Source organism: Streptomyces sp. DSM 106670, from assembly GCF_055792845.1.
In genome coordinates, this window is sequence record NZ_CM147704.1 from 1,598,528 (window position 1) to 1,623,912 (window position 25,385).

Annotated in this window: 23 protein-coding genes; 10 read left to right on the forward strand and 13 right to left on the reverse strand. The window is 71.8% G+C overall.

Annotated features, from left to right (window positions below; translation table 11 throughout):
• Positions 1-8: 8 nt before the first annotated feature.
• Together ACSMXR_RS06980 and ACSMXR_RS06985 are read right to left on the reverse strand one after the other, a co-directional pair.
• Complete coding sequence (locus tag ACSMXR_RS06980) at positions 9-974, reverse strand: hypothetical protein (protein ID WP_473171438.1); 966 nt, start codon at positions 972-974, stop codon at positions 9-11.
• Positions 975-978: 4 nt separating this feature from the next.
• A complete protein-coding gene (locus ACSMXR_RS06985; protein ID WP_137233815.1) occupies positions 979-1,587 on the reverse strand; it encodes a papain-like cysteine protease family protein in 609 nt (202 codons plus the stop codon).
• A 228-nt stretch (positions 1,588-1,815) separates the two neighbouring features.
• On the opposite strand from ACSMXR_RS06985, the gene ACSMXR_RS06990 reads away from it, so the two are divergent.
• Positions 1,816-2,742 (forward strand): hypothetical protein, encoded by a 927-nt coding sequence (locus ACSMXR_RS06990; RefSeq protein WP_137233814.1) that lies wholly within the window; start codon positions 1,816-1,818, stop codon positions 2,740-2,742.
• A gap of 36 nt (positions 2,743-2,778) precedes the next feature.
• On the opposite strand, the gene ACSMXR_RS06995 is transcribed toward ACSMXR_RS06990, so the two are convergent.
• Positions 2,779-3,207 carry a Rieske (2Fe-2S) protein gene (locus ACSMXR_RS06995; protein ID WP_030079520.1) on the reverse strand — a complete coding sequence of 143 codons (429 nt, stop codon included), beginning with the start codon at positions 3,205-3,207 and terminating at the stop codon, positions 2,779-2,781.
• Between the two features lie 230 nt (positions 3,208-3,437).
• Entirely contained in the window at positions 3,438-6,491 is a 3,054-nt protein-coding gene (gene uvrA / locus ACSMXR_RS07000) for an excinuclease ABC subunit UvrA (protein WP_473171439.1), read from the reverse strand.
• Between the two features lie 176 nt (positions 6,492-6,667).
• Between uvrA and ACSMXR_RS07005 the strand changes: the two genes are divergently transcribed.
• Together ACSMXR_RS07005 and ACSMXR_RS07010 are read left to right on the forward strand one after the other, a co-directional pair.
• Complete coding sequence (locus tag ACSMXR_RS07005; protein ID WP_137233812.1) at positions 6,668-7,357, forward strand: maleylpyruvate isomerase family mycothiol-dependent enzyme; 690 nt, start codon at positions 6,668-6,670, stop codon at positions 7,355-7,357.
• A 10-nt stretch (positions 7,358-7,367) separates the two neighbouring features.
• On the forward strand, positions 7,368-8,024 hold the full coding sequence (locus ACSMXR_RS07010; protein ID WP_381907866.1) for an MBL fold metallo-hydrolase: 657 nt from the start codon (positions 7,368-7,370) through the stop codon (positions 8,022-8,024).
• A gap of 108 nt (positions 8,025-8,132) precedes the next feature.
• Here the strand turns inward: ACSMXR_RS07010 and ACSMXR_RS07015 are convergent, their stop codons facing one another.
• The 5 genes from ACSMXR_RS07015 to ACSMXR_RS07035 form a co-directional block, all read right to left on the reverse strand.
• Complete coding sequence (locus tag ACSMXR_RS07015; protein ID WP_137233810.1) at positions 8,133-9,161, reverse strand: TerC family protein; 1,029 nt, start codon at positions 9,159-9,161, stop codon at positions 8,133-8,135.
• A 239-nt stretch (positions 9,162-9,400) separates the two neighbouring features.
• Positions 9,401-11,383, reverse strand: a complete 1,983-nt coding sequence (locus ACSMXR_RS07020; RefSeq protein ID WP_473171440.1) for a TerD family protein — start codon at positions 11,381-11,383, stop codon at positions 9,401-9,403.
• A gap of 204 nt (positions 11,384-11,587) precedes the next feature.
• Complete coding sequence (locus ACSMXR_RS07025) at positions 11,588-12,166, reverse strand: TerD family protein (protein ID WP_030079532.1); 579 nt, start codon at positions 12,164-12,166, stop codon at positions 11,588-11,590.
• Positions 12,167-12,380: 214 nt separating this feature from the next.
• Complete coding sequence (gene uvrB / locus ACSMXR_RS07030; RefSeq protein ID WP_103508543.1) at positions 12,381-14,510, reverse strand: excinuclease ABC subunit UvrB; 2,130 nt, start codon at positions 14,508-14,510, stop codon at positions 12,381-12,383.
• Between the two features lie 39 nt (positions 14,511-14,549).
• Positions 14,550-15,380: an MHYT domain-containing protein gene (locus ACSMXR_RS07035; protein WP_137233807.1), complete on the reverse strand. Its 831-nt coding sequence runs from the start codon at positions 15,378-15,380 to the stop codon at positions 14,550-14,552.
• Positions 15,381-15,609: 229 nt separating this feature from the next.
• Between ACSMXR_RS07035 and ACSMXR_RS07040 the strand changes: the two genes are divergently transcribed.
• The 3 genes from ACSMXR_RS07040 to ACSMXR_RS07050 all read left to right on the forward strand — a co-directional run bounded on the left by ACSMXR_RS07040 (position 15,610) and on the right by ACSMXR_RS07050 (position 18,542).
• Positions 15,610-16,485 carry a glycerophosphodiester phosphodiesterase gene (locus ACSMXR_RS07040; RefSeq protein WP_473171441.1) on the forward strand — a complete coding sequence of 292 codons (876 nt, stop codon included), beginning with the start codon at positions 15,610-15,612 and terminating at the stop codon, positions 16,483-16,485.
• Between the two features lie 91 nt (positions 16,486-16,576).
• A complete protein-coding gene (locus ACSMXR_RS07045) occupies positions 16,577-17,134 on the forward strand; it encodes a methylated-DNA--[protein]-cysteine S-methyltransferase (protein ID WP_473171442.1) in 558 nt (185 codons plus the stop codon).
• A gap of 187 nt (positions 17,135-17,321) precedes the next feature.
• Positions 17,322-18,542, forward strand: coding sequence for an MFS transporter (locus tag ACSMXR_RS07050; RefSeq protein ID WP_473172346.1), 1,221 nt, complete (start codon positions 17,322-17,324; stop codon positions 18,540-18,542).
• Here the strand turns inward: ACSMXR_RS07050 and ACSMXR_RS07055 are convergent.
• Positions 18,532-18,894: a cupin domain-containing protein gene (locus tag ACSMXR_RS07055; protein ID WP_030713249.1), complete on the reverse strand. Its 363-nt coding sequence runs from the start codon at positions 18,892-18,894 to the stop codon at positions 18,532-18,534. The two genes, ACSMXR_RS07050 and ACSMXR_RS07055, sit on opposite strands and share 11 nt — an antisense overlap.
• A gap of 104 nt (positions 18,895-18,998) precedes the next feature.
• On the opposite strand from ACSMXR_RS07055, the gene ACSMXR_RS07060 reads away from it, so the two are divergent.
• Both ACSMXR_RS07060 and ACSMXR_RS07065 read left to right on the forward strand, forming a co-directional pair.
• Complete coding sequence (locus tag ACSMXR_RS07060; protein WP_473171443.1) at positions 18,999-19,934, forward strand: pseudouridine-5'-phosphate glycosidase; 936 nt, start codon at positions 18,999-19,001, stop codon at positions 19,932-19,934.
• Positions 19,931-20,842 (forward strand): carbohydrate kinase family protein, encoded by a 912-nt coding sequence (locus ACSMXR_RS07065; RefSeq protein WP_473171444.1) that lies wholly within the window; start codon positions 19,931-19,933, stop codon positions 20,840-20,842. The genes ACSMXR_RS07060 and ACSMXR_RS07065 overlap by 4 nt, the downstream gene beginning before the upstream one ends.
• Before the next feature lie 56 nt (positions 20,843-20,898).
• On the opposite strand, the gene ACSMXR_RS07070 is transcribed toward ACSMXR_RS07065, so the two are convergent.
• The gene (locus tag ACSMXR_RS07070) at positions 20,899-21,546 is read right to left on the reverse strand and encodes a nucleoside/nucleotide kinase family protein (RefSeq protein WP_473171445.1); all 648 of its coding nucleotides are present in this window, start codon (positions 21,544-21,546) and stop codon (positions 20,899-20,901) included.
• A 65-nt stretch (positions 21,547-21,611) separates the two neighbouring features.
• Positions 21,612-22,304 (reverse strand): winged helix-turn-helix transcriptional regulator, encoded by a 693-nt coding sequence (locus ACSMXR_RS07075; protein WP_240806006.1) that lies wholly within the window; start codon positions 22,302-22,304, stop codon positions 21,612-21,614.
• 85 nt (positions 22,305-22,389) lie between these two features.
• Between ACSMXR_RS07075 and ACSMXR_RS07080 the strand changes: the two genes are divergently transcribed.
• Together ACSMXR_RS07080 and ACSMXR_RS07085 are read left to right on the forward strand one after the other, a co-directional pair.
• Entirely contained in the window at positions 22,390-23,601 is a 1,212-nt protein-coding gene (locus ACSMXR_RS07080) for a pyridoxal phosphate-dependent aminotransferase (protein WP_473171446.1), read from the forward strand.
• Positions 23,598-24,245, forward strand: coding sequence for a cysteine peptidase family C39 domain-containing protein (locus tag ACSMXR_RS07085; protein WP_473171447.1), 648 nt, complete (start codon positions 23,598-23,600; stop codon positions 24,243-24,245). The genes ACSMXR_RS07080 and ACSMXR_RS07085 overlap by 4 nt, the downstream gene beginning before the upstream one ends.
• Positions 24,246-24,620: 375 nt before the next feature.
• Here ACSMXR_RS07085 and ACSMXR_RS07090 read toward each other — a convergent pair whose 3' ends face one another.
• Positions 24,621-25,352, reverse strand: coding sequence for a DUF7873 family protein (locus ACSMXR_RS07090; RefSeq protein ID WP_364881238.1), 732 nt, complete (start codon positions 25,350-25,352; stop codon positions 24,621-24,623).
• Between the last annotated feature and the right edge of the window lie 33 nt (positions 25,353-25,385).

Below are 25,385 nucleotides of genomic sequence, written 5' to 3' on the forward strand. Positions count from 1 at the left end.
GCCGCCGCTCAGGCGTCCGCGGCCGGGGATCGTCCGGTACGGCTCCGGCGGCGTACGGCGACCGCCCCGCACAGCGCCAGGGCGAGCAGCGCCCCGGCTCCGGCGGTGGTGGAGACGGCGGTCAGGGCCGTGTCCGGCGATCCGGACGCCGCTCCGGCGAGCGCGGGGCCGGCGGCGGTGTCCGGGGCCCGACCGGCGGCCGGGCCCTGGACCGGGCCGGGGGCGGGTGCGGGTGCCGGTCCGCCGGCCGCCTCGGGGCCGTAGCCGCCCGCCTTGCCGGAGCGGGCGTATCCGGAGCCGGGCAGCTTGTCGCCGTAGGCCTTCTGGACCCGGGTCCGGTAGGCGTCGAGCGTGGTGCCCTTCGCTCCGACGGCGGTCGTGGCGTCCTCGTCGAGCGGGAGGACCCGGGAGCCGTCGTGGACGTACCAGGCGTCGATCTGCGGTTCGCGGAACACGGTGCCGCCGGGCAGGGCGCGGGCCCCCTGGGCGGTGTAGCGGGCCTCGTCGTCGCCGGTGGCGATGTTCACCACCTGCCAGTCGCCGCCGCTGTCGGCTCCGGCCGGGACGGTCCACAGGGAGGCCTTCTGTCCGTCGGAGGAGACGGCGGTGGTGGCCAGGTAGTCCAGGGTGCTGGGGGCGGCCCCGGGCTTTCCGGCGACGAACGCGGCGGAGAGCGTACGGACGGGAACCGCCTTCCCCGTGATCCGGGGGGCCGCCTTCGCCCTGCTCACCGCGGACTCCCGGGCGAAGAACCGGGACAGGGTGTCCAGCGTCGCCGGCTCGGTCGCGGCCTCGTGAGCCGCTTCGAGGGTGGCCGCGGTGAGCTTCGGCGCGGCCGCCGGGCCGTCGTCGGCGAGGGCGGGGGCGGCGGCGGTGAACAGGACGGCGCCGGTGAGGGCGGTGGCGACGGCGATGCGCCGGGCGGTGGTGCTGGTGCGCCGGGCGGTGTCGGTGCGACGGGTGGTGGAGTTCATGTCCTCACGCCCCGATCCGGTAGAGCGAGTGGGTCCAGGAGAACTCGTTGTTGTTGACGTACCAGGCGTGCGAGGCCCAGTTGTAGCGGTTGCTGGAGGGCCATGGATCGCCCCAGTAGACCCAGCTGTTGGCGTCGTCGTACCCGTAGACGACATGCATGTGGCCGCCGCCGGACGACCATTGGATACGGGTCTCGATGGGGCGCCGGGCGGATATCTCGGCCTGCACGGTCGGGTAGCGCAGCCAGCCGGTGACGTAACTGCCGGGGCTGATCCCGGCCCAGGACAGACCGGTCTGGGCATTGCCGAGCGTGGCCTGCCAGTTGGGGCACTGGGTGTTCTGGCTGCGGTTGAAGGAGGCGTTGCAGAACTGGTTCTGGGAGTAGGTGCGGCCGAACCAGGAGGCGATGGTGTTGCCCGCGGCGGCCCAGCACCAGTTGGTCTGCTGCTGTGCCTGCATGGTGATGTCGAGCCGCTGGGCGGCGGCGACGGTGGAGCCGGCCCCGGCCGGCGACTGGGCCGCGGTGGCGGTGCCCGCGGGGACGGCGAGCAGGAGGGCGGCCAGAAGGGCGGTGAACGAGAACCTTCCGGGCCTGACTCTTCGGTTGCGCATGGCGTTCCTCCCAAGGCGGGGGGGTGGGGATCGGAGGAGCGCGTCCGGACGCTGACGATGAGCATCCGGCGTTGTCCGGAGCAGGTCAACACGCTTCAATGCGAGGTGACATCACGGTGTGAACGGCACGGCGTCCGTGTGAACGGCCCCGCCCCCGTCACCTGCTCCCCCGCATCCCCCGGGGGCGGTGTCGCCACTCCCCACGTGAACGTTCACCGGAGGCCCGCCATGCGGCAGACCGAGACCGAGCTGGCGCAGGTACTGCGGACCGGACCGTTCCATCTGGCGTTGCGCACCGCCCTGTCCGTACGCGGGCTGCCGCTCCAGCGGGTGCAGCACCATCTGGCGCACCGGGGCGTCAAACTCGGGGTGACCAGTCTCAGCTACTGGCAGCAGGGGGTGCGCCGCCCCCGGCGGGCCGAGTCGCTGCGGGCGGTGCGGGCGCTGGAGGAGGTCCTCGCGCTGCCGGACGACTCGCTGCTCCGGCTGCTGCGGGACGGCGACGCCCCGGCGGAGGGCGACCGTCCGGCGACCCGTTCGTACCGCTCGCTGATGGAGGCGTCGGGCTCGGTGGAGCGGCTGCTCGCGGCGATGGAGTCACCCGTGGACGGCGGGCTGCACACCGTGGGGCACCAGGAGCGGGTACGGATCGGGGCGCGGCGCGAGCTGGCGGGCCGCACGTCGCGGCATGTGGTGCGCGCGCACCGGGACGGCGTCGACCGCTATCTCGCGGTGCACCGGGGCGACCCCGGCTGCGATCCGTCGCGGATCGCGGTGCGGTCCCTGGAGAACTGCCGGACGGGCCGGGTCCGCTGGGACCGGGAGGCGGGGGTGCTGGTGGCGGAGCTGCTCTTCGACACCCGGCTGCGGTCCGGCGAGACGTATCTCTTCGGCTACGGCTTCGACGACGGTACGGGTGGGGCCAGCGGTGAGTATGTGCGCGGCTTCACCTTCGGGGGCGGCCAGTACGTGCTCCAGGTCGGCTTCGACGAGGGGGCGCTCCCGGTGCGGTGCCGCCGGTTCGCCCAGGCGTCGGCGGGGGCGGTGCGCGGGGCCCGCGGTGACCTCACGCTGACCGGCCGGCACCGGACCGTGCACCTGGTGGAGGAGGGCGTACGGCCGGGCCTGATCGGGATCGACTGGGACTGGGAGTGAGCGCCCCGGCGCGCGGGTCCCGGGCGTCGCGGCCCGTCAGGCGTCGGGGCCCGCGACGAGCTTTCCGCCCTCGGCGGTGACCGGGACGGCGGGCAGCGGCACGGTGGCCGGGCCCTTCACCGGCTGGCCGGTGGTCATGTCGAAGCGGCTGCCGTGGCAGGGGCAGTGGCCCTCGGTGCCCTCGACCTTGTCCAGGACGCAGCCGCCGTGGGTGCACTGGGCGGAGAACGCCTTGTACTCGCCCTTCGCCGGGCAGACGACGACCAGGCGCTGCTCGCGGTAGAGCTTGGCTCCGCCGACGGGCACCTCGGAGGCGGCGCCGAGGTCGACGGGTGCGGTGGGCGTGGGGTTCTTGGCGTGGCCGAGCTTGGAATCGGTGGAGCAGGCGGCCGCTCCCAGCCCTGCGGCACCGGCGAGCGCGGCACCCTTCAGCACGGTACGGCGGGCGGCGGGCAGACCGGGCATGCGGACTCCACGGGTCGTTGTTCGGGGTGGATCACGGCGGATCCCAGGGTGGATCGGGTCGCCGGACGGGCGGGGCGGCGACGGCGGCCCCGCGTGCCGGTGACAGAACCGACGATACCGGCGGGGACCGGATCCCCTGCGACCGGGCCGGACCGGGCCGGACCGCCTCCCGCCGACGCGCGACGGCGGCCCCCTTCGTCCTGCAGGGGCCGCCGTCGTCGCTCCTTCGCTCAGGCCTTGCGAGCGCGGGTGGTCTTCTTCGCGGCGGCCTTCTTGCCGGTGGCCGCCTTGGCCGTACCGGCCTTGGCGCCCGTGGCGTTCGCCTTGGCCGTCGTGGCCTTCTTGGCCGCGGCGGCCGCCTTCTTCGCCGGGGCGGTCTTGCGGGCGGCCGCCTTGCGGGCCGTCCCGCGTCCGGAGGGCACCGCCGCCTCGCTGATCCGGTCCGCGTCCAGGATGGACTGGAGGAACTTCCCGGTGTGGCTGGCGGGCACCGAGGCGACCTGCTCCGGCGTTCCCTCGGCGACCACCAGGCCACCGCCGTTGCCGCCCTCGGGGCCCATGTCGACGACCCAGTCGGCGGTCTTGATGACATCGAGGTTGTGCTCGATGACGATCACGGTGTTGCCCTTGTCCACCAGCCCGGAGAGCACGGTGATCAGCTTGCTGATGTCCTCGAAGTGCAGACCGGTGGTCGGCTCGTCCAGGACGTAGACCGTGCGGCCGGTGGAGCGCTTCTGGAGCTCGCTCGCCAGCTTGACGCGCTGGGCCTCACCGCCGGAGAGGGTCGGCGCGGACTGGCCCAGCCGCACATAGCCGAGGCCGACCTCGTTGAGCGTACGGAGGTGGCGGGCGATCGTCGGGACGGCCTCGAAGAACTCCAGGCCCTCCTCGATCGGCATGTCCAGCACCTCGGCGATGGACTTGCCCTTGTAGTGGACCTCCAGGGTCTCCCGGTTGTAGCGCGCTCCGTGGCAGACCTCGCACGGGACGTAGACATCCGGCAGGAAGTTCATCTCGATCTTGATGGTGCCGTCGCCGGAGCAGTTCTCGCAGCGGCCGCCCTTGACGTTGAAGGAGAAGCGGCCCGGCAGATAGCCGCGCACCTTCGCCTCCATCGTCTCGGCGAAGAGCCTGCGGACGTGGTCGAAGACTCCGGTGTACGTCGCCGGGTTGGACCGGGGCGTCCGGCCGATCGGCGACTGGTCGACGTGCACGACCTTGTCGACGAGGTCGTCGCCGTCGACCCGGGTGTGGCGGCCGGGGACCGACTTGGCGCCGTTCAGCTCGCGGGCCAGGTGGGTGTAGAGGATGTCGTTGACCAGGGTCGACTTCCCGGACCCGGAGACACCGGTGACGGCGGTGAGGACGCCGAGCGGGAAGGAGACGTCGATGTCCTGGAGGTTGTTCTCCCGGGCTCCGTGCACGGTGAGGCTGCGGGCCGGGTCGACCGGGCGGCGGATGTCCGGGGTCGGGATGGACCGCTTGCCCGCCAGATACTGGCCGGTGATCGACTCCTTGTTGGCCAGCAGTTCCTTGAGCGAGCCGGAGTGGACGACCTTGCCGCCGTGCTCGCCGGCGCCGGGGCCGATGTCGACGACCCAGTCGGCGACCTTGATGGTGTCCTCGTCGTGCTCGACGACGATGAGCGTGTTGCCCATGTCGCGGAGCCGGACCAGGGTCTCGATCAGCCGGTGGTTGTCGCGCTGGTGCAGGCCGATGGACGGCTCGTCCAGGACGTACAGCACGCCGACCAGGCCGGAGCCGATCTGGGTGGCGAGCCGGATGCGCTGGGCCTCGCCGCCGGACAGGGTGCCGGCCGCGCGGTTCAGCGACAGATAGTCCAGGCCGACGTCGACGAGGAACTTCAGCCGCTCGTTGACCTCCTTGAGCACCCGCTCGGCGATCTTCTTGTCGCGGGCGTTCAGCTTGAGGCGGCCCAGGAACTCGGCGCACTCGCTGATCGACATGGCGGCGACCTCGGCGATGGACTTCTCCATCACCGTCACCGCGAGGACGATCGGCTTGAGCCGGGTGCCCTCACAGGTCGGGCAGGGCACCTCGCGCATGTAGCCCTCGAAGCGCTCCCGGCTGGAGTCGCTCTCGGCCTCGGTGTGCCGCCGCTTGACGAACTGCACCGCGCCCTCGAAGGCGGGGGTGGTGTAGGCGCGCTCGCGCCCGTAGCGGTTGCGGTAGCGGACCTCGGTCTGGATCTTGTGGCCGAAGAGCAGGGCCTTCTTGGCCCGCTGCGGCAGCCCGGCCCAGGGGATGTCCGTACGGAAGCCGAGGGCTTCGGAGAGCGCGCCGATCAGGCGGCCGAAGTATTCCTTGGTGTGGCCGTGGGACCAGGGGTGGATGGCGCCCTCGTCGAGGGACTTCTCCTCGTCCGGGACGATCAGCTCCGGGTCGACCTCCATGCGGGTGCCGATGCCGGTGCAGTCGGGGCAGGCGCCGAAGGGCGAGTTGAAGGAGAAGGAGCGCGGCTCCAGCTCCTCGAAGGAGAGGTCGTCGTACGGGCAGTAGAGGTGTTCGGAATACATCCGCTCGCGCTCGGGGTCGTCCTCGGGGAGGTCGACGAAGTCGAGCACGACCATGCCGCCGGAGAGGCCGAGCGCGGTCTCGACCGAGTCGGTCAGCCGGCGCTTGGCGCTGTCCTTGACGGTGAGGCGGTCGACGACCACCTCGATGGTGTGCTTCTCCTGCTTCTTGAGCGTGGGCGGCTCGGCGAGCTGGATGGTCTCGCCGTCGACCCGGGCGCGGCTGTAGCCCTTGGTCTGGAGGTCGGCGAAGAGGTCGACGAACTCGCCCTTGCGCTCGCGCACCAGCGGCGAGAGGACCTGGAAGCGGCTGCCCTCGGGCAGGCCGAGGACCTTGTCGACGATGGCCTGCGGGGACTGGCGGGAGATGGGGCGGTGGCACTCGGGGCAGTGCGGCTTGCCGATCCGGGCGAAGAGCAGCCGGAGGTAGTCGTAGACCTCGGTGATGGTGCCGACCGTCGAGCGCGGGTTGCGCGAGGTCGACTTCTGGTCGATGGAGACCGCCGGGGAGAGGCCTTCGATGAAATCGACGTCCGGCTTGTCCATCTGGCCGAGGAACTGCCGGGCGTACGAGGAGAGCGACTCCACGTAGCGGCGCTGGCCCTCCGCGAAGATCGTGTCGAACGCGAGGGACGACTTGCCCGACCCGGAGAGCCCGGTGAAGACGATGAGGGAGTCGCGGGGCAGGTCGAGCGAGACGTTCTTCAGGTTGTGCTCGCGCGCGCCACGGACGATGAGACGGTCGGCCACGCCGGTCCGCACCTTTCTAGAGAGAAGCTGGGGGAACTGAGCCCCTCTCCCAGGGTATGGGGGGCGCCACAGCGGTGTAGGAAGCTTTCGATTCCGAGCGTATAGCACGCACATTCGATTTACGGCCGGCCTTCGACTCCTTCACCCGAATGAGTGGCGGAGCTAGGCTCGGTCGCATGATTGATCATGCGCACGACCTGGGAGCTGTACGCGGGGCGACCGAACGGCTGCTCGACGCAGTCGGCAAACTGGACAACGCCTCGGTCGCCGGGGCGTCACGGTTGCCCGGATGGAGTCGGGGCCATGTTCTGGCCCACCTGTCACGTAACGCCGACGCGCTCGGAAATGTTCTCCGGGGCCTCCCGATGTACGCGAGCAGCGAAACCCGGGACGCCGACATCGCCGACGGCGCCCCCCGCCCGGCGGACGAGCAGCTGGCCGACCTGCGGGAGAGCGCGGACGGCTTCCTGGCGGTCGCCGCCGAACCGGCCGACTGGTCCCGTACGGTCACCCTGCGCAACGGCGTGACGGACTCCGCGGCCCGGGTGCCCTTCCGGCGGCTGATCGAGGTGGAGATCCACCACGTCGACCTCGGCATCGGCTACGAGCTGGAGGACCTGCCCGCGGAGTTCGTGTCGCGGGAGATCGCGTTCCTGACGGACCGCTTCTCGGGCAACCAGGACGTGCCCGCGACCGCGCTGACCGATCAGGACGGCCGCACCTGGAGCACGGGCGGCGGACCGCCGAGCGCCCTGGTGACGGTGCAGGGGACCGCCGTCGAGCTGATGGGCTGGCTCTGCGGCCGCCGGGACGGCTCCGCCCTGACGGTGGCCGGAGGCCCGCTGCCCGCCCTGCCCCCGCTATAGGCTGAGCCGTATGACGTACAGCGGAGCGGTGAAGGTCGGCGGACCGGCGAGCGTGCACGAATTGACGGATCTGATGATCTCGAAGGTCGCCGTCGGCGGGATGAACAACAACGCCTATCTGCTGCGCTGCCGGGCGACCGGCGAGCAGCTGCTGATCGACGCCGCCGCCGAGCCGGAGACCCTGCTCGCGCTGATCGGTGACGACGGCATCGCGTCCGTCGTCACCACCCACCGGCACGGGGACCACTGGCAGGCGCTGGCCGAGGTGGTCGGGGCGACCGGCGCCCGGACGTACGCGGGCCGCTACGACGCCGAGGGCATCCCGGTCCCGACCGATGTCCTGGTCGAGGACGGCGGCACCGTCACCGTCGGCCGGGTCGAGCTGACCGCCCGCCATCTGACCGGTCACACCCCGGGCTCCATCGCGCTGGTCTACGACGACCCGCACGGCGCCCCGCATCTGTTCACCGGGGACTGCCTCTTCCCCGGCGGGGTCGGGAACACGCATGAGGACCCCGAGGCCTTCGCGAGCCTCCTGCACGACGTCGAGACGAAGCTGTTCGACCGGCTGCCCGACGAGACGTGGGTCTATCCGGGCCACGGGCACGACACGACGCTCGGCGCCGAGCGGCCCCAGTTGCCGGAGTGGCGCGCCCGCGGCTGGTAGCCCGCCGCGGTTCCTGGATCACGCGCAAGCGGCCGGGGTGGACGGCCTTCGCCGTTTCCGCCCCGGCCGCCGCCGTGGTGTCCCTGTGCCGCTCCGGGCAACCCCGGGTCAGCCGCTGATGCTCTTGCTCTCCTCGTCGGCCGGGCCGGCGGTCTCCGCCTTCGCGGCCTTCGCGGCCTCCTCCGCCTCGGCCGCCACCTGCTTCTTGCTGGCGATGAGGCTGGTGATCGTGGTGATCACCAGGACGCCGCCGATGACGCTGAGCGAGAAGGGGATGGAGATCTCGGGCGTGTTCACCCCGGACTCGTGCATGGCGTGCAGCACCAGCTTGACGCCGATGAAGCCGAGGATCACCGACAGGCCGTAGCTGAGGTGGACCAGCTTCTTCAGCAGACCGCCGATGAGGAAGTACAGCTGGCGCAGACCCATCAGCGCGAACGCGTTGGCCGTGAAGACGATGTACGGGTCCTGGGTCAGGCCGAAGATCGCCGGGATGGAGTCCAGCGCGAACAGCACGTCCGTCATACCGATGGCGAGCATGACCACCATCAGCGGGGTCAGGATGCGCTTGCCGTTCTTCCGGATGAAGAGCTTCGTGCCGTGGTACTGGTCGGCGACGCCGAAGCGGTGCTCGATCTTCTTGAGGAGGCGGTTCTCCTCCCAGTCGTCCTCGTCCTCGTCGGCCCGGGCCTCCTGGATGAGCTTCCAGGCGGTGTAGATCAGGAACGCGCCGAAGATGTAGAACACCCACGAGAAGTTCGCGATCACGGCGGCGCCGGCGGCGATGAAGATCGCCCGGAGCACCAGGGCGATGAGCACACCGATCAGCAGCACGCGCTGCTGGAGGTGTGAGGGCACCGAGAACTTCGCCATGATCAGGACGAAGACGAAGAGATTGTCGACGCTCAGCGACTTCTCGGTGATGAATCCCGCGAAGAACTCGCCGGAGGCCTGGCTCTCGCCGAAGACCATGAGGCCGACTCCGAAGAGGACGGCCAGCGCGATCCAGACGATCGTCCAGATTCCGGCTTCCTTGGTCGACACGTCATGGGGCTTGCGCCCGATGAAGAAGTCGACGGCGATCAGGGCCGACAGACCAAAGATGGTCAGGGCCCAAACGGTCCATGAAACGTCCACTGCGCCTCCGGCAGTTCGCTACGGCAACTGGATCAGCGTCGTCGCTGCCGGAGGTCTCTTCCATCCCTGCGCGCGGTGTGCGCGCCTGGACCGGCGCCCCGGGACCGAAGAACGGTCCGTATTGACGGGACGTCGCGTAAGGAGTACTCCCCTCCGTGCCCGGAACAGTACAGGAATCACCAAGAAAAGGTAAAGAGAAGAGTAAAGGACTCGTCAAAACCGCAGGTCAGGGCAGTTTGCTAGGAACGGCCGGCGGCTCGGCGGGCGGCGGCCACCGCCGCGAGGACCTGCTCCAGGACACGGCTGCCCGGCGGGATCGTCAACGGCTCGTACGTCCAGGCGTGCCCGACCCAGGGGTCGGCGAGATGACTGTCGGCGACCGGCGTGATCCGCAGCAGCGAACGCCACAGCGGGTCGAGGACCGGCCCGTACGCACTGGCCTCCTCCCGGTCCGCGACCATCAGGAGGTGCACCCCGACCGAGGGGCCCTCGTCGGCGAGATAGCGGAGCTGGGTGACGGCCCGGTCGTCGAAGCCGTGCGGGAAGTCGTTGACCACCAGGAGCTGTTCTCCGGTGTCCAGGTCGGGCGGCAGCGAGTCGGCCGCCCCGGCCCGCACCGCCATCTGCACCAGGTCCACCCGCCGGGTGAGGTGGGCGAGGACCGAGGCCACTCCCCCGGGTCCGGCGGCGGGCGGTCCGGCGAGGACGCCCGCCTCGACCAGCGGCGCGAGCGGACCGGCCGCCGAGCCCGCCGAGTCGATGACGTGCACCGCGAACTCCCCGGGCGGATACACCGCGAGCAGCCGCGCCGCGTGGGCGACCGCGGTCTCCATGGCCAGCCGGCGCAGCCGGTCCGTGTCGATCAGGGCGGCCGCCTCGGACGCCGCCCGGCCGCTGTCCACCCAGATCCCGCGCTCCAGCGGCAGCCGGACGAGCAGCGGGATGCGCAGGTCGGTGCGCTCGGGTAGATGGAGGTCGCCGATGCGCAGGGCCATCGGTATCTCCATGGGGATGCGGTGGGCGTGCCAGACGGGGTTGCCCCACCCGGCGTACGCGGCCGGCAGCGCGGGTTCGACGACGGCCGACTCGGCGGCCAGCTGGGCCAGATCGCGGTCGAGGGCCTCCCGGGCCCGGGAGGTCAGCTCGTCGCGCTTGGCGCGGGCCGTCTCGCGGGCGCGGTCGCCCGCGCCGCCGATCCGGTTGCGCGGGTCGGACAGGGCCCGGTCGAGCTCCTGGTCCATCCGGGACTCGGCGAAGTCGACGGCGCTGCGGTAGGCGGCGACGGCGCGGGCCAGGTCCTCGAACATGCCCCAGATCTGGTTGTAGAGGCGCTCGTCCATCGACCAGCCGGTGGCGTCGCCCGCGACCGGCTGCGCGGGCTGTCCGGGCTGGGCCGGGGGCGCGGTGGGCGGCGGCGTCGGAGGCGCGGCGTGCTGCCGCCCCGGGTGCGCGTAGTTGATGGGGCCGCCGCCGGAGGGCCCGGCGGCCGGTCCCGGGGCGGGGTGCGGCGGGGCGCTCTGCGCCGGTCCGGTGGTGGCCGGGTCGGTCAGCGGCTCGGGGGGCTCCGGGGCCGGGGGCGGCGTGGGCGGGCGGTGGTCGGCGGCGCCCGTCGGGTGCCGTACGCGGTCGCCTCCCGGGGTCCGGGGCGGTGGCGGGGCCACCGAGCGGGCCAGGCTCCGGGTGACGGCCTCCTGGATGGATCCGGCCAGCCCGGCGGCCTCGGCCACCCCCTGGTCGGCGAGCATCTCGGCGAGCCCGCCGGCGTACCCCTGGCCGACGGCACGGACCTTCCAGGTGTCCTGGCGGCGGTAGAGCTCCAGGGCGCTGACGGCGGACTCGGCGTCCAGGCCGGTCAGCGTGAAGGTGGCGATCTCCGCGCCGTCGAGACCGGTGACGGCGACGAAGGGGGCGGGGACGGCGCCGAACCGGGTCGGGCCGCCGACTCCGACGGGGAGCGCGAGCAGCACGGTGACCCGGTGGACGCCGTCGGGCAGGGCCTCCAGGTCGACGGCGAGCCGGTGGTCGGCCGCCGCCTGCTGGGAGACCTCCAGGCCGGGGAGCTGGGGCGAGCCGGGGTGGGCGATCCACTCGACGCCGCGCACCGTGCCCCGTTCGTCGCCGAGGGTGGCTCCGGCCACGACGGGCGTGCCCGCCGATACCCGGATCTCCAGACGGGTCTGGGGCAAGGTGTGGTTCTGCCCCCGGACCAGTTCGGCCGTCATTGCCCTGTCCCCCTCGACGATGGCCCGCGCGCCCGTGGGCGCGGTGCCGTGCGATGCCGCGTTCGTGCCGTACGCGTCGGTGCCGTGTGCGTTCGTACTGTCGCGTTCGTGTTGTGCCGTGCGTGGGGCAGCTCCCGGCGGCCGGTGCCGCCGGGAGCTGCTCCCGCCCGTTTCGGTGCCGGTCGTCGCCGACCGGTCCGGGTCCTACAGGTGCGGGAGGATCGACGGCATCAGGTCCTGGAAGGTGCGGCCGTTGGCCGGGTTCCCGAGGGCCGTCATCTGCCATCCGTTGCCCACGCGGTGCACCTTCGCCATGATCTGGGCGGTGTACTGGCCGCCGCCGTCGAGCGTGTACCGGGCGAGCTCCTGGCCGTTGGTCTCGTCGACGATGCGGCAGAAGGCGTTCTGGACCTCCTGGAACGTCTGCCCGGTGAAGGAGTTCACCGTGAAGACGATCTGGTCGATGTGGACCGGCACGCGCTGGAGGTCGACGAGGATCGCCTCGTCGTCGCCGCCGGAGCCCGCGCCGCCGACCAGGTTGTCACCGGTGTGCTTGACCGAGCCGTCGTCGCTGACGAGGTGGCGGAAGAACACGACGTCGACCGGCTGCTTGTCGGCGAAGAGCACCGCCGAGGCGTCCAGGTCGACCTCGCGGGTGCGCGAGCCGAACAGGCCGCGGCGCGGAGCCGCCTGCCAGCCGAGCCCCATCCGTACCGCGGTCAGGGTCCCCCCGTCGCTCTTCTGCAGGCTGATGGCCTGACCCTTGGTCATATTGACCGTCACGCGCTGTCCCCTCTCGGCATTGCCCCGCAACCATCCGTGTGCGGTTTCCCCGCACCCTACGCATTCCACCCCGGGCGGCAGCAGGCTCGGTCCGTTTTTGTGTCGGTCTTGCAACACACCGGGCGGGGCCCGCCCGGTGTGTTGGAAGCGGCGCCGGAACCCGTGCCGGGACCGGTGCGGGAATCGGCAGCGAAGCCTGCCGCGATGCCGGGAATCAGGCGAGGCCCGCTTCCTTCATCTGACGCAGTTCCTTCTTCAGTTCGCCGACCTCGTCGCGCAGCCGGGCGGCCACCTCGAACTGCAGGTCCGCCGCGGCGGCCCGCATCCGGTCGGTCATCTCCTCGATGATCCCGGCCAGTTCGGCGGCGGGCCGGTCGCTGACCACCGCGCCGGGCGAGGCCGCCCTGCCCTTCGCCCCGCTCTTGGCGGCCTTGGCGCCGAGCGTGGGCACCGGGGTCTTGGCCTCCTTGCCCTGCCGGTACCCGGTGCCGAGGAGCTGCTCGGTGTCGACCTCCTCGCGGGCGATGGTCGCGACGATGTCGTTGATCTTCTTGCGCAGCGGTTGCGGGTCGAGGCCGCGCTCGGTGTTGTAGGCGATCTGCTTCTCGCGGCGGCGGTTCGTCTCGTCGATCGCCTGCGCCATGGCCGGGGTGATCTTGTCGGCGTACATATGGACCTGGCCGGAGACGTTGCGCGCGGCGCGGCCGATGGTCTGGATGAGCGAGGTGCCGGAGCGCAGGAAGCCCTGCTTGTCGGCGTCGAGGATGGCCACCAGGGAGACCTCGGGGAGGTCGAGGCCCTCACGCAGGAGGTTGATGCCGACGAGCACGTCGTACTCGCCGGAGCGCAGCTCGCGCAGCAGCTCGATGCGGCGCAGGGTGTCGACGTCGCTGTGCAGATAGCGGACCTGGATGCCGAGCTCCAGGAAGTAGTCGGTGAGGTCCTCCGACATCTTCTTGGTGAGCGTGGTGACCAGGACCCGCTCGTCGCGCTCGGTGCGCTTGCGGATCTCGTGGACCAGGTCGTCGATCTGGCCCTCGGTGGGCTTGACCACGACCTCGGGGTCGACGAGGCCGGTGGGGCGGATGATCTGCTCGACGAACCCGTCGCCGCGCGAGAGCTCGTACTTGCCCGGGGTGGCGGAGAGGTAGACCGTCTGGTCGATCCGCTTCAGGAACTCCTCCCACTTCAGCGGCCGGTTGTCCATCGCGGACGGCAGCCGGAAGCCGTGGTCGACGAGGGTCCGCTTGCGGGAGGCGTCGCCCTCGTACATCGCGCCGATCTGCGGGACCGTGACGTGGGACTCGTCCAGGACGAGGAGGAAGTCGTCCGGGAAGTAGTCGAGGAGGGTGTTGGGGGCGGTGCCGGGGGCGCGGTCGTCGAAGTGCATCGAGTAGTTCTCGACGCCGGAGCAGGTGCCGATCTGGCGGAGCATCTCGATGTCGTACGTGGTGCGCATGCGCAGTCGCTGGGCCTCCAGCATCTTGCCCTGCTTCTCCAGCTCGGCCAGGCGCTGCTCCAGCTCCTGTTCGATGCCGCTGACGGCCTTCTCCATACGCTCGGGCCCGGCGACGTAGTGGCTGGCGGGGAAGACGTGGACCGTGGGGTCCTCGCTGATGATCTCGCCGGTCAGCGGGTGGAGCGTGGACAGGGCCTCGATCTCGTCACCGAACATCTCGATGCGGATGGCGAGCTCCTCGTAGACCGGGAAGATCTCGATGGTGTCGCCCCGGACCCGGAAGGTGCCGCGGGTGAACGCCAGGTCGTTGCGGCTGTACTGCATCTCGACGAAGCGGCGCAGCAGCTGGTCGCGGTCGATCTCCTCGCCGACCTTGAGCTGGACCATGCGGTCCACGTACTCCTGCGGCGTACCGAGGCCGTAGATGCAGGAGACGGAGGCTACCACGACGACGTCGCGCCGGGTGAGCAGCGAATTCGTCGCCGAGTGGCGCAGCCGTTCGACCTCCTCGTTGATGGAGGAGTCCTTCTCGATGTAGGTGTCCGACTGCGGGACGTACGCCTCGGGCTGGTAGTAGTCGTAGTACGAGACGAAATACTCCACCGCGTTGTTCGGCAGGAGCTCACGGAACTCGTTGGCCAGCTGGGCGGCGAGCGTCTTGTTCGGCGCCATCACCAGGGTGGGGCGCTGCAGCTTCTCGATCATCCAGGCGGTGGTCGCCGACTTGCCGGTGCCGGTCGCGCCGAGCAGGACGACGTCCTTCTCATCGGCGCGGATGCGCCGCTCCAGCTCGGCGATGGCCGCCGGCTGGTCGCCGCTGGGCTGGTAGGGACTGACGACCTCGAAAGGCGCCACCGAACGTTCGATCTTGGAAACGGGCCGCATGCAACCACCGTACGGCGCGCCACTGACAACGGCCCCGGATCAGCGGTACCGCGGCCCTCCCGCACCCTCGCGGACCATGCTCCGCGGGTGGTGTCCGGCCCGCGGGTACGGGTCGGGTTCGCCCGTCATGGCCCGGGGGTCGAACAGGAGCACGACGGCGGCGAGGAGCAGGAAGCAGGCGGGTCCGGCCAGCATCGGGCCGATGATCTCGGCGGGCCGGTCGCGGGGCAGGACGTCGGCCAGGTCGTTCGGCAGGGTGGGCGGCAGGTGCAGATGCACATCGAGCGCGGCCATGCCGGTGTAGTGCATACCGGTCACCGCGACGGCCATCAGAATGCTCGCGCCGAGGCCGGAGAGGGCTCCCCGCAGGCTGACGGCCGCCCACAGCGCGCCGGTGGCGGCGACGCCGGCGATCAGCACCGAGAGGACGACGAGGGTCGTGTCGTACGCGAACCGGGCGTCCATGCGCATGCCCGCCATGCCGAGATAGTGCATCGAGGCGATACCGAGGCCGGTGATGGTGCCCCCGGTGATCAACGCCATGCGGGTCGCGCCCCGGTACCCGACAATGAAGATGCCGATGCCGATCATCACCACGGCCACGGCCAGGCCGGAGAAGGTGAGGGGCTTGTCGTAGGAGATCGGAGCCTCCTGGACGGTGAAGCCCGTCATCGCGACGAAGTGCATGGTCCACACCCCGGAGCCGATGGACAGCGAGCCCAGCGCCAGCCAGCCGGCCCGGAAGGAGCGTGCGGTACGGAGGGACCGGGTGGTGCAGCGGAGTCCGAGGGCGGCTCCCAGGGCGGCCATGAGGAAGGCCGCGACCGGAGTCACCAGGCCGTAGGTGAATCCGTCGACTGTTCCCTGCATGCGTACACGCCCTTCGAGAATGCCCGGGGTCGAGGAGGGTCCCCAAGGGGCGAGTCCCGGCAGGCAGACAAAGAAAGCACATTTTATCGGCACGGTGTACTGCCGTGCTCCGCGGTGGTCCCCGGGACCGAAGGTTCCGTTCATTCCGCGGCCACCGCAGCCCCGCCGGGCGTTGGCGGGCCGCTGTCACTCTCTGCGTGTCCGCACACTCCCGACGTGAGGAGTCCCCGTGTTCGTCCGTACCGCAACCGCCTCCACCACGGCCGCCGCCCTGCTCGGCGCCGGCGCCCTGCTGCTGCCCGCCGAGCGGCCCGAGGCCCCGGAGCGGCAGACGGCCCCGGTCGTCGTGGCGCACCGGGGGGCATCGGGCTACGCGCCGGAGAACACCCTCGCCGCCGTCGACGCCTCGGACGCCCTCGGCGTCGACTGGGTCGAGAACGACGTCCAGCGCACCCGCGACGGCGAGCTCGTCGTGCTGCACGACACCGATCTGAAGCGCACGACGGACGCCGAGCAGGTCTTCCCCGACCGGGCGCCGTGGGCGGTCAAGGACTTCACCGCGGCGGAGCTGGCGAAGCTCGACGCGGGCAGCTGGTTCGGAGCGCAGTTCACCGGGGCCCGGATCCCGACCCTCACCCAGTTCCTGAACCGCCTGGAGCGCAACCGGCAGAAGCTGCTCCTGGAGATCAAGAGCCCGGCGACCTACCCGGGCATCGAACGCGACATCATCCGGGTGCTGGGCCGGTCGGGGTGGCTGGACCGTTCCCACCTACGGGACCGGCTGGTCATCCAGAGCTTCGGCGCCGACAGCGTGAAGCAGGTGCACACGCTGCGCCCGGACATCACGACCGGTTTCCTGGGCACCCCGGCGGTGGCCGACCTGCCCTCGTACGCGGCGTTCACCGATCAGATCAACCCCTCGTACGCGACGATCGGCGCCGACTACGTGGCGGCCGTCCAGCGGCTCAAGGGCCCGCACGGCAAGCGGCTGCGGGTGAACACCTGGACGGTCAACAAGGCGGCGGACGCGGTGAAGGCCCGTGACTTCGGGGTCGACGGGATCATCACCAACTTCCCCGACGTGGTGCGCGACGCCACGAGCTGACCCGCCGCTCCGGCGTCGCGTCGGTGGTCCCGGCGGTCCCGTTTCCGCCGCCGGACCGCCGCTGTCAGTGCCCGGTCGTACGGTGGTCGGCATGAACGATTACGGGACCGGCGACGGGCCGGCCGTCGAGTGGGCCGTCGTGGACAGCGGCATCGGCCCGCTGCTGCTCGCCGCGACCGCGACCGGCCTGGTGAGCGTGTCCTTCCACGCCCGTCCCGACGTACGGGACGCGATGCTCGGCCGGTTGCGGACCGGATTCGGCACGGAGCCGGTGGAGGCGCCCGGCTCGGCGCGGCTCGCCGAGCCCATACGCAGGCTCGCGGCGTATTTCGCGGGCGGGCGGGAGGACTTCGACCTGGCTCTGGACTGGTCGCTGACCTCGGGCTTCCACCGTGAGGTGCTGCGCGAGCTGGCGTCCGGGGTGCCTTACGGGACGGTCGTCGGGTACGGGGAGCTGGCGGCGCGGGTCGGCCGGCCGGAGGGCGCGCAGGCGGTGGGCGCGGCCATGGGGGCCAATTCGCTGCCGGTGGTGGTGCCGTGTCACCGGGTGGTGGAGAGCGACGGCGGCCTGGGCGGGTTCGGCGGCGGCCTGGAGACCAAGCGACAGCTGCTGGCGCTGGAGGGGGTCCTGCCGGAGCCGCTGTTCTAGGGGCCTGTCGTGCATGGCGTCGTGAGACGGACCGGAGGGCCGGACAGACTCTGGCCGGGCTTGTTTTCACTCTCCCGGGTGCACGGCGGCGGCCGGGCGGTGGCACACTGCGCCGGTGACGCGACCCCTCTCCCTCCCCCAGGTCCCGGCCGCCGGGCTGCCCGCGCTCCAGCGCCGGACGTCGGCCGTGCTCATCGTCAGCCAGATACTCGGTGGCCTCGGCGTGGCCATCGGTATCGCCCTGGCCCCGATGCTGGCCGTCGAGGTGAGCGGGTCCGAGGCGCTGTCCGGGCTGGCGCCGACCTCTTCGGTCGTCGGCACGGCGCTGCTGTCACTGCCGCTGGCCGCCCTGATGACCTCCCGGGGCCGCCGGTCCGGCCTGGTGCTCGCCTATCTGATCGGTGCGCTGGGCGGTGGGCTGGTGGTCCTGGCCACGATGCTGCCCAGCTTCCCGCTGCTGCTGCTCGGCATGGCCGGGTTCGGCGCGGGGTCGCTGGCCGGTCTCCAGGCCCGGTTCGCGGCGGCCGACTTGGTGGGGCCGGAGCGGCGCGGGCGGGCGATCTCCACCGTCGTCTGGGCCACCACGATCGGCTCGGTGCTGGGGCCCAACATCTCGGCCCCGGCGAGCCGGCTGTTCCGCGGTACGCCGGTGCCCGAGGCGGCGGGGCCGTTCCTCTGCTCGGCCGCGGTGTTCCTGCTCGCCGGGCTCGTCGTGGCGCTCGCGCTGCGCCCGGATCCGCTGCTCACCGCCCGGGCCCTGGCTCCGGAGGGCCCGGTGGGGCCGCCGAAGCGGTCGCTGCGCGCCGGGGTCGAGGCGGTGCGGGAGTCGCCGATGGCGCGGCTGGCCCTGGTGACGGTCACCGTGTCGCACACCGCCATGGTGTCGATCATGGTCATGACCCCGGTCGACCTGGGCCGGCACGGCGCCGGCCTCCAGCTGATCGGGCTCGTCATCAGCGGGCACATCGCCGGCATGTACGCGTTCTCGCCGGTGATGGGGTGGCTGGCCGACCGGTTCGGCCGGCCGGCCGTGATCGGGCTGGCCGTCGGGCTGCTGAGCCTCGCCGCGCTGCTCGCGGGCACCGCCGGGCCCCGGCACGGGCAGACCGCAGCGGGCCTGTTCGTGCTGGGTCTCGGCTGGTCGGCCGGGATGATCGCCGGTTCGGCGCTGCTCACCGACGCGGTGCCGCGGTCCGCCCAGGCGGCCGTGCAGGGGCTGTCGGACCTGACGATGAGCGCGGCGGCGGGCGTCGGCGGGGCGGCGGCCGGGGTGATCGTCGCCCAGTGGGGCTACGGCAGCCTGAACGCGATCGGCGCCGCCCTGTTGCTGCCGGTCGCCGCGCTCGCCCTGCGCCGGGGGCTGCGGCGGCCGGGAGACCTCAACGGCTCGGGAGACATCAGAGGCTGATGTGGTATGCCTTGCGGAGCGTCTCGTGAACGGTCCAGGTCGTCCGGTCGCCCTCGCGCAGGACGCACGCGTCCCCCGGGCCGATCTCCAGCGTCGCCCCGCCCTCGACCGCGACCGTCGCCCGGCCGCTGACGACCACGAACAGCTCGTTCGCCTCGGTGTCGGTGACCACGCCGGGCGTGATCTGCCAGATGCCGCGGATCTGCTTGCCGTCGGGCGATTCCCACAGCACCTTCCCCGTCACCACGGGATCGCCCGAGACGATCTGCGCCGGATCGAGAGGTTCCGGTACGAGCTCGGCGTCCGGGATGTGCACGGCGAAGGAGGCGGGGACCTGGTCGTTTGTCGTCATGGCCGGTCACCTTAGCGACCGCTTCCGGCCACCGGGTGGCCGGGCCCCGCCGGAGAACGTCCGCCCGTGGTTTGCGCCCCTTCCGCCCGCGACAGGGATGGGGCATGCCTCAGAACTCACCGGAACCCTACGAGCCGGTGCTCTCGGCGGAGGTGCGCGCCGCCCTGAGCGCCGGTCTGCCCGTCGTGGCGCTGGAGTCGACGATCATCGCGCACGGTCTGCCGCGCCCGCGCAACCTGTCCGTGGCCCTGGAGCTGGAAGGCCTCGTCCGGTCCGCCGGAGCGGTACCGGCGACCGTCGCCGTGCTGGACGGGGTGGCCCATGTCGGCCTGAGCGAGAGCCTGTTGGAGCGGGTCGCCGGTGATCCGGCGGTACGCAAGCTCGGGCACCGCGATCTCGCCCCGGCGCTCGCCTCCGGAGCGAGTGGGGCGACGACGGTGTCCGCAACGGCGTTCCTGGCGGCACGGGCGGGCATCGGCGTCTTCGCGACGGGCGGGCTCGGCGGCGTACACCGGGAATGGGCCGAGAACCAGGACGAGTCGGCCGATCTGCGGCTGCTCGCCCGCACCGGGATCACCGTGGTCTGCGCGGGCGTGAAGTCGATCCTCGACGTCCCGGCGACCCTCCAGCGGCTGGAGACCCTCGGCGTCGGCATCGTCGGCTACGGCACGGGCCACTTCCCCGGCTTCTACCTGAGCAGCTCCGGCGAACCCGTCGACTGGACGGTGCACAGCCCCGAGGAGGTGGTGGAGGTGATCCGGGCGAAGGAGGCGCTGGGCGGCCCGGCGGCCGCGCTGATCGTCGCCAACCCCGTACCGGAGCACGATCAGTTGGATCCGGCGCTGCACGACCGGGTGCTGGCGGAGGCGCTGGACGCGTGCCGGGAGCGGGGCATCTCGGGGCAGGGCGTCACACCGTTCCTGCTGGACCAGCTGATGCGGCGGACCGGGGGTGCGTCGCTGGAGGCGAACCTCGCGGCCGTACGCGGAAACGTGGCTCTCGCGGCGCGGATCGCCGTCGCGGCGGCGGGCGCCCGGTGAGCGCTGCGGCGGCGGGCGGTGGGCTGCTGGTGGTGGGTGACGTGGTCACGGACGTGGTGGCGCGGTACGGATCGGCGCTCGCCCACGGTACGGACACGGCGGCCCGGATCCGTACGGTGCCGGGCGGCGCGGGGGCCAATGTCGCCTGCTGGGCGGCGCGTTCGGGCTGTCCGGACGTCCGGCTGCTGGCCCGGGCGGGTGCGGAGTCCGCCGACTGGCACCGTCGGGCGCTGGAGCGGGCGGGGGTGCGGGCGTTCCTGGCGGTGGACGACGAGCTTCCGACGGCGACCGTCATCGCGCTGGTCGACGCGGCGGCCGAGCGTACGTTCCTGACGGACGGCGGGGCGGTGCTGCGGCTCGCCGCCGAGGACTTCGCGCCCTCGATGCTCGACGGCGTCGGGCGGCTGCATCTCTCCGGCTATCTCCTGTTCGCCGCGACGAGCCGGGCCGCCGCCCTTCTCGCCCTGCGCAGCGCCGTGGAACGGGGCGTTCCGGTGAGCGTGGATCCCGCGTCGGCCGGGTTCCTCGGTGAGCTGGGGCCGAAGCGGTTCCTGGAGTTCGCGGAGGGGGCGGAGCTGCTGCTGCCGAACGCGGACGAGGCCCGGCTCCTCACCGGGCTGCCCGGACCCGAGGCCGCGGCGGCGGAGTTGAGCCGGTGGTTCCCGCGCGTCGTCGTCACCCTGGGCGCGCGGGGTGCCGTGGTGGCCGCCCGGGGCGAGGTCATCGGCCGCGTCCCCGCCCCGCCGGTGCGCGAGCCGGTCGACTCGACGGGGGCGGGCGACGCGTTCACCGGCGGCTTCCTCGCGGCTCTGCTGGCCGGGGCGGACGACCTGACCGCGGCCGCCGAGGGCTGCCGGGCCGGTGCTGCGGCGGTGGCCACGGTGGGCGGGCGGCCACCGGTCCGCTGAGCGCGGGTGGCGCACCGCGCGTACGGCGAGAACCGCCGCCGGCCCGACCGCGCGGTTCACCCGCCCCCGGGCAGCCCCGACCAGGCCGGGTGCGACGGATCGTCCGCCCGGACCACCACGTCCGCCCGCTCCGAGGGCGCCACCTCCTCCTCGTACCGGGCGAAGGCGGGCAGGGTCCAGCGTTCCGACTCCTGCATACGCCGCCGCAACGCCCCCGGGGACAGCCGCAGATGGACGCTCAGCGCGAACGGGAACCAGTGGCCCAGCAGGAACGGGCCGTGCACGACGACGACGCCGCCCTCGGGCAGCGCGTGGTACGGGGTCCGGGTCGCCCGGTCGGTCGCCGGGTCCCACAGATCGGGCAGCACCCGGCCGGAGCCGCCCGCCTCCAGCGGCCCGAACACCTCGCGCCACAGCGCCCCGGTGTCGAACCAGCCGTCGACGTACGTGTCCGGGTCCTGCTTGCCGTACTCGAAGCGCAGGCTCGCCGGGCGCAGGAAGCCCTCGGTGGAGACGACGAGGACCGAGCGGCCGAGCAGCCGCAGCTCCTGGGCGACGCGTTCGGCGCACTCGCCGGTGCGGGCGGCCGGGGCGCCGTCGATGCCGAGGGCGAGCCAGGGCCCGCCGTCGGCCGCGGACAGTCCGTCGCCGTACCGGGCCAGCTCGCCGGCCAGCCGTTCCCAGGTGATCGCTTCGAGTCGCACGGCTCCATCATCGCCGGATCCGTGCGCGGCCGCTCCCGCGAGCGCTCCGGCCCCCGGAACCCGGCTCAGGCCCCCCGCAGTTCGGCGGCGAGCGGGCTCTCGCCGGACACCTCGACGCGGCCGTCCTTCACCGCTTCCGCGAGTCCCGCCCCGCCCTGCGCGAGCTCCAGGCAGACCCCGGCGTCGAGGACGATCCGGGCGTCGGGGCGGTCGGCGGGGCCGTATCCGTACACCGGTCCGTACGCCTCGGCGCCCGGCAGCACGCTCCCCGCTCCCCCGCCGACATGGAGGTGGAACTCGCCCTCGTCGAGCCGGACTTCGAGGACGCCCTCGTGGGCGAGTCCGGTGAGGGCGCCGAGCAGCGGCAGCGCGAACCAGTGGGCCCGCACCGCGTCGGTCGGGCGGCGCTCGGCGAGGGCGGGCGCGCCCCACGCGGCGAGGGCGGCGAGGACGGGCCGCAGACCGTGGCCGCGTTCGGTCAGCTCGTAGACCGACGCCGCCGAGGGGGGCGGCAGTTTGCGGCGCAGGGCCAGCCCGCTCTGCTCCATGTCCTTGAGGCGGGAGGCCAGCACGTCCGTGCTGACGCCGGGCAGATCGGCGTGCAGGTCCGTGTACCGGCGGGGGCCGCCCAGCAGTTCACGGACGATCAGCAGCGTCCACCGGTCGCCGACGGAGTCGAGGGCGCGGGCGGTGGCGTCGAACTGGTCGTAGCTCCGGCGACGGGCGGGGCGTGCTGCTGGCTGCTGCTGACGTGGCATGCGACGCAGTCTAGACATGTTGTTGGACTTTCCAAGCTGAAGCTTGGTAAAACCAAGTATCGCAATTCGGCTCGGGAGGCAGCGCATGGAGTTCCGGCAGTCCAGCAAGCTCAACGAGGTCTGCTACGAGATCCGGGGCCCGGTCATCGAGCACGCCAACGCCCTGGAGGAGGCGGGCCACAGCGTGCTCCGGCTCAACACGGGCAACCCCGCGCTCTTCGGTTTCGAGGCTCCCGAGGAGATCGTCCAGGACATGATCCGGATGCTGCCCCAGGCGCACGGCTACACCGATTCGCGCGGCATCCTCTCGGCCCGGCGGGCGGTCGTCCAGCGCTACCAGGCCATGGGGCTGACCGAGATCGGCGTGGACGACGTGTTCCTCGGCAACGGGGTCTCCGAGCTGATCTCGATGGCGGTGCAGGCGCTCCTGGAGGACGGCGACGAAGTGCTGATCCCGGCCCCGGACTTCCCGCTCTGGACGGCGGTGACCACGCTCGCGGGCGGCAAGGCCGTGCACTACGTCTGCGACGAGGAGTCCGACTGGAACCCGGACCTCGCCGACATGGCGTCGAAGATCACCGACCGGACCAAGGCCGTCGTGATCATCAACCCGAACAACCCCACGGGCGCTGTGTATCCGCGCGAGATCCTGGAAGGCATTCTGGATCTGGCCCGCCGGCACAACCTGATGGTGTTCGCCGACGAGATCTACGACCAGATCCTGTACGACGGGGCCGAGCACCACAGTGCGGCCGTCCTCGCCCCGGACCTGGTCTGCCTCACCTTCAGCGGGCTGTCGAAGACGTACCGGGTGGCCGGGTTCCGCTCCGGCTGGATGGTGGTGTCCGGTCCCCGCCAGCACGCCCGCAACTATCTGGAGGGCCTGACCATGCTGGCCTCCATGCGGCTGTGCCCCAACGCGCCCGCGCAGTACGCCATTCAGGCGGCGCTCGGGGGCCGGCAGTCCATCAAGGAACTGGTCGCTCCGGGCGGCAGGCTGCACGAGCAGCGCGACCGGGCCTGGGATCGGCTCAACGAGATCCCCGGCGTCTCGTGCGTGAAGCCGAAGGGCGCGCTGTACGCCTTCCCGCGCATCGATCCCAAGGTGCACCCCATCGTCGACGACGAGAAGTTCGTGCTGGATCTGCTGCTGCGGGAGAAGATCCAGGTGGTGCAGGGCACCGGCTTCAGCTGGCCGCGGCCGGACCACTTCCGCATCCTGACTCTTCCGTACGCTGATGATCTCGACGCGGCGATCAGCCGTATCGGCCGCTTCCTGAACGGATATCGCCAGTGACCTGTGCCCTCTGCCCCGTCCCCGTCCAGACCCAGTTCGTCACGCGGGAGCTGGTGCGGGCGATCGTGGAGGGCGGGATGGATCCGGCCGAGGACCCGGGCTGGGCGGAGTCGGGGGCGTCCTCGCCCGCCGAGTACGCGCGGTGGGCAGCTCATCTGTGCGGTATGACCTGTCTGCGCATGGCGCTCGGCGCCGACGCCCCCTCGCTGTTCGCCCTGCGCGACGGGGCGCTGAAGTACGGGGCGTACACGGAGGACGCGGACGGGACCATCCGGGGGCTGGTGTACGCCCCCTTCGCGGAGTACGTGAGCGAGGTGCACGGGCGCGAGGCCACGGTGCACCGGCACCTGGACGTGGCGGAGATCCCCGGGCTGCTGGACGCGGGCCGGACCGTGCTGGCCTCCGTCCACTACGGGATCCGGCACCCGGAGCGGCCCGCTCCGGGGCGGGGCGGGCATCTGGTGCTGGTGACCGCGCGGACGGCCGACGGGTTGGGCGTCCACTTCCACAACCCGTCGGGGACGGACGCCGGGACACGGGCGGCCGTGCTGCCGCTGCCGGAGTTCGAACGGTTCTTCGCGGGCCGGGGCGTGTCGCTGGGAGCAGCAGAGGCCTCGGAAACGGGAGCGGGCCCGGAGGCGTAGCCGGCCTCCGGGCCCTGTGAATGCCGCCCATCTGGCACGCCGGCACGTTTAAGGATCCGGGTCAGTCATGATGTCGTCGCGTCCTGCCTTTGGACCACCGCAGATCGGAGCTCTGCGGGCCGGACTTGAACCGGCATCTCGACGCGCGCGGGCCCGGGCCCGTTCGATCCGGCGATCGGCGGCGAATGCTGAGTCTGGAGCAAGAGTCTGAGATTGACGGCGGCTGCCTCTGCCAACTTGGGCTACTCCGGCCCGTGCCGGAGGGAGGAGTTGAACCTCCACTGGTACCGCGCCTTCACGACAAGCTTCAGTTTCAGCTTGCGCTCCTCGCGCACCCCGGCCCCCTTGATCGGCGGCCGGGGAATCCATGGTCGGTCACCCGAAGAGGTAACCGAATACCGCATCACCCACCCGCTGGTCGGTGACCTCCGCGCCGTTGGCCTCCTCGCGGGCGAACTTCACGGCCTGCTGGAGCTTCTCGATCCGGTCCAGCAGTTCGTTGACGCGCCGCGCGGGCAGCGCACCGGAGAACTTCACGGTCGTCCAGTACCCGACCGGGATGTCCTCGTAGTACACCTCGACCTGCGCCGGGTGCTTGTCGGTGGCCTCCGCCTTGACGTGGTTGCGGGGCACCTTCTTCGTACGGAGCGTGCGGACCGGCTCGGTCTTCCAGGAGTCGGTCGACGGGTCCTGCACCCAGGCCTCGGCGGCGTCCAGCACGGGAAGCTTGCGGATGAAGGTGTTCAGGTCGGTCAGCTGCTTCTCCAGGAAGAGCAGATACGACACCGGCACCTCGCTCACCAGCACCCGTCCTTCGACCTTCACATCGGCCCGGGCCGAGCAGTTCGCCCAGTCCTTCGTGGCGGTCACATCGAAGAGCCGGGTCAGCGTGGCCGCGGTGTCCCGCAGCACGTCCTCCGCCTTGACCTGGACCAGCGTCGACTCGGGCGGAAGCTGCTCGCCCTCCTCGTCCTTGGGCTGGTAGGTCCGGGAGATCCCGGCCAGCAACGCGGCCTTCTGGAGGCCGTGATGTGCCGCCGTCAGGTCCTGGTGTGCCTTGGACTTGACGCCCTTCTCCACTGCGATGATCTGATTGAGTTTCGCCACGTCGAGGACGCTAACAGGGACAACGCCCTGGTG

What these genes read in the sequence shown, in the direction of transcription:
- ACSMXR_RS06980 (WP_473171438.1), bottom strand. Translation starts at nt 974, where the DNA reads ATGAACTCCACCACCCGTCGCACCGACACCGCCCGGCGCACCAGCACC.
- ACSMXR_RS06985 (WP_137233815.1), bottom strand. Translation starts at nt 1,587, where the DNA reads ATGCGCAACCGAAGAGTCAGGCCCGGAAGGTTCTCGTTCACCGCCCTT.
- ACSMXR_RS06990 (WP_137233814.1), top strand. Translation starts at nt 1,816, where the DNA reads ATGCGGCAGACCGAGACCGAGCTGGCGCAGGTACTGCGGACCGGACCG.
- ACSMXR_RS06995 (WP_030079520.1), bottom strand. Translation starts at nt 3,207, where the DNA reads ATGCCCGGTCTGCCCGCCGCCCGCCGTACCGTGCTGAAGGGTGCCGCG.
- ACSMXR_RS07005 (WP_137233812.1), top strand. Translation starts at nt 6,668, where the DNA reads ATGATTGATCATGCGCACGACCTGGGAGCTGTACGCGGGGCGACCGAA.
- ACSMXR_RS07010 (WP_381907866.1), top strand. Translation starts at nt 7,368, where the DNA reads ATGACGTACAGCGGAGCGGTGAAGGTCGGCGGACCGGCGAGCGTGCAC.
- ACSMXR_RS07020 (WP_473171440.1), bottom strand. Translation starts at nt 11,383, where the DNA reads ATGACGGCCGAACTGGTCCGGGGGCAGAACCACACCTTGCCCCAGACC.
- uvrB (WP_103508543.1), bottom strand. Translation starts at nt 14,510, where the DNA reads ATGCGGCCCGTTTCCAAGATCGAACGTTCGGTGGCGCCTTTCGAGGTC.
- ACSMXR_RS07035 (WP_137233807.1), bottom strand. Translation starts at nt 15,380, where the DNA reads ATGCAGGGAACAGTCGACGGATTCACCTACGGCCTGGTGACTCCGGTC.
- ACSMXR_RS07045 (WP_473171442.1), top strand. Translation starts at nt 16,577, where the DNA reads ATGAACGATTACGGGACCGGCGACGGGCCGGCCGTCGAGTGGGCCGTC.
- ACSMXR_RS07055 (WP_030713249.1), bottom strand. Translation starts at nt 18,894, where the DNA reads ATGACGACAAACGACCAGGTCCCCGCCTCCTTCGCCGTGCACATCCCG.
- ACSMXR_RS07060 (WP_473171443.1), top strand. Translation starts at nt 18,999, where the DNA reads ATGCCTCAGAACTCACCGGAACCCTACGAGCCGGTGCTCTCGGCGGAG.
- ACSMXR_RS07075 (WP_240806006.1), bottom strand. Translation starts at nt 22,304, where the DNA reads ATGCCACGTCAGCAGCAGCCAGCAGCACGCCCCGCCCGTCGCCGGAGC.
- ACSMXR_RS07080 (WP_473171446.1), top strand. Translation starts at nt 22,390, where the DNA reads ATGGAGTTCCGGCAGTCCAGCAAGCTCAACGAGGTCTGCTACGAGATC.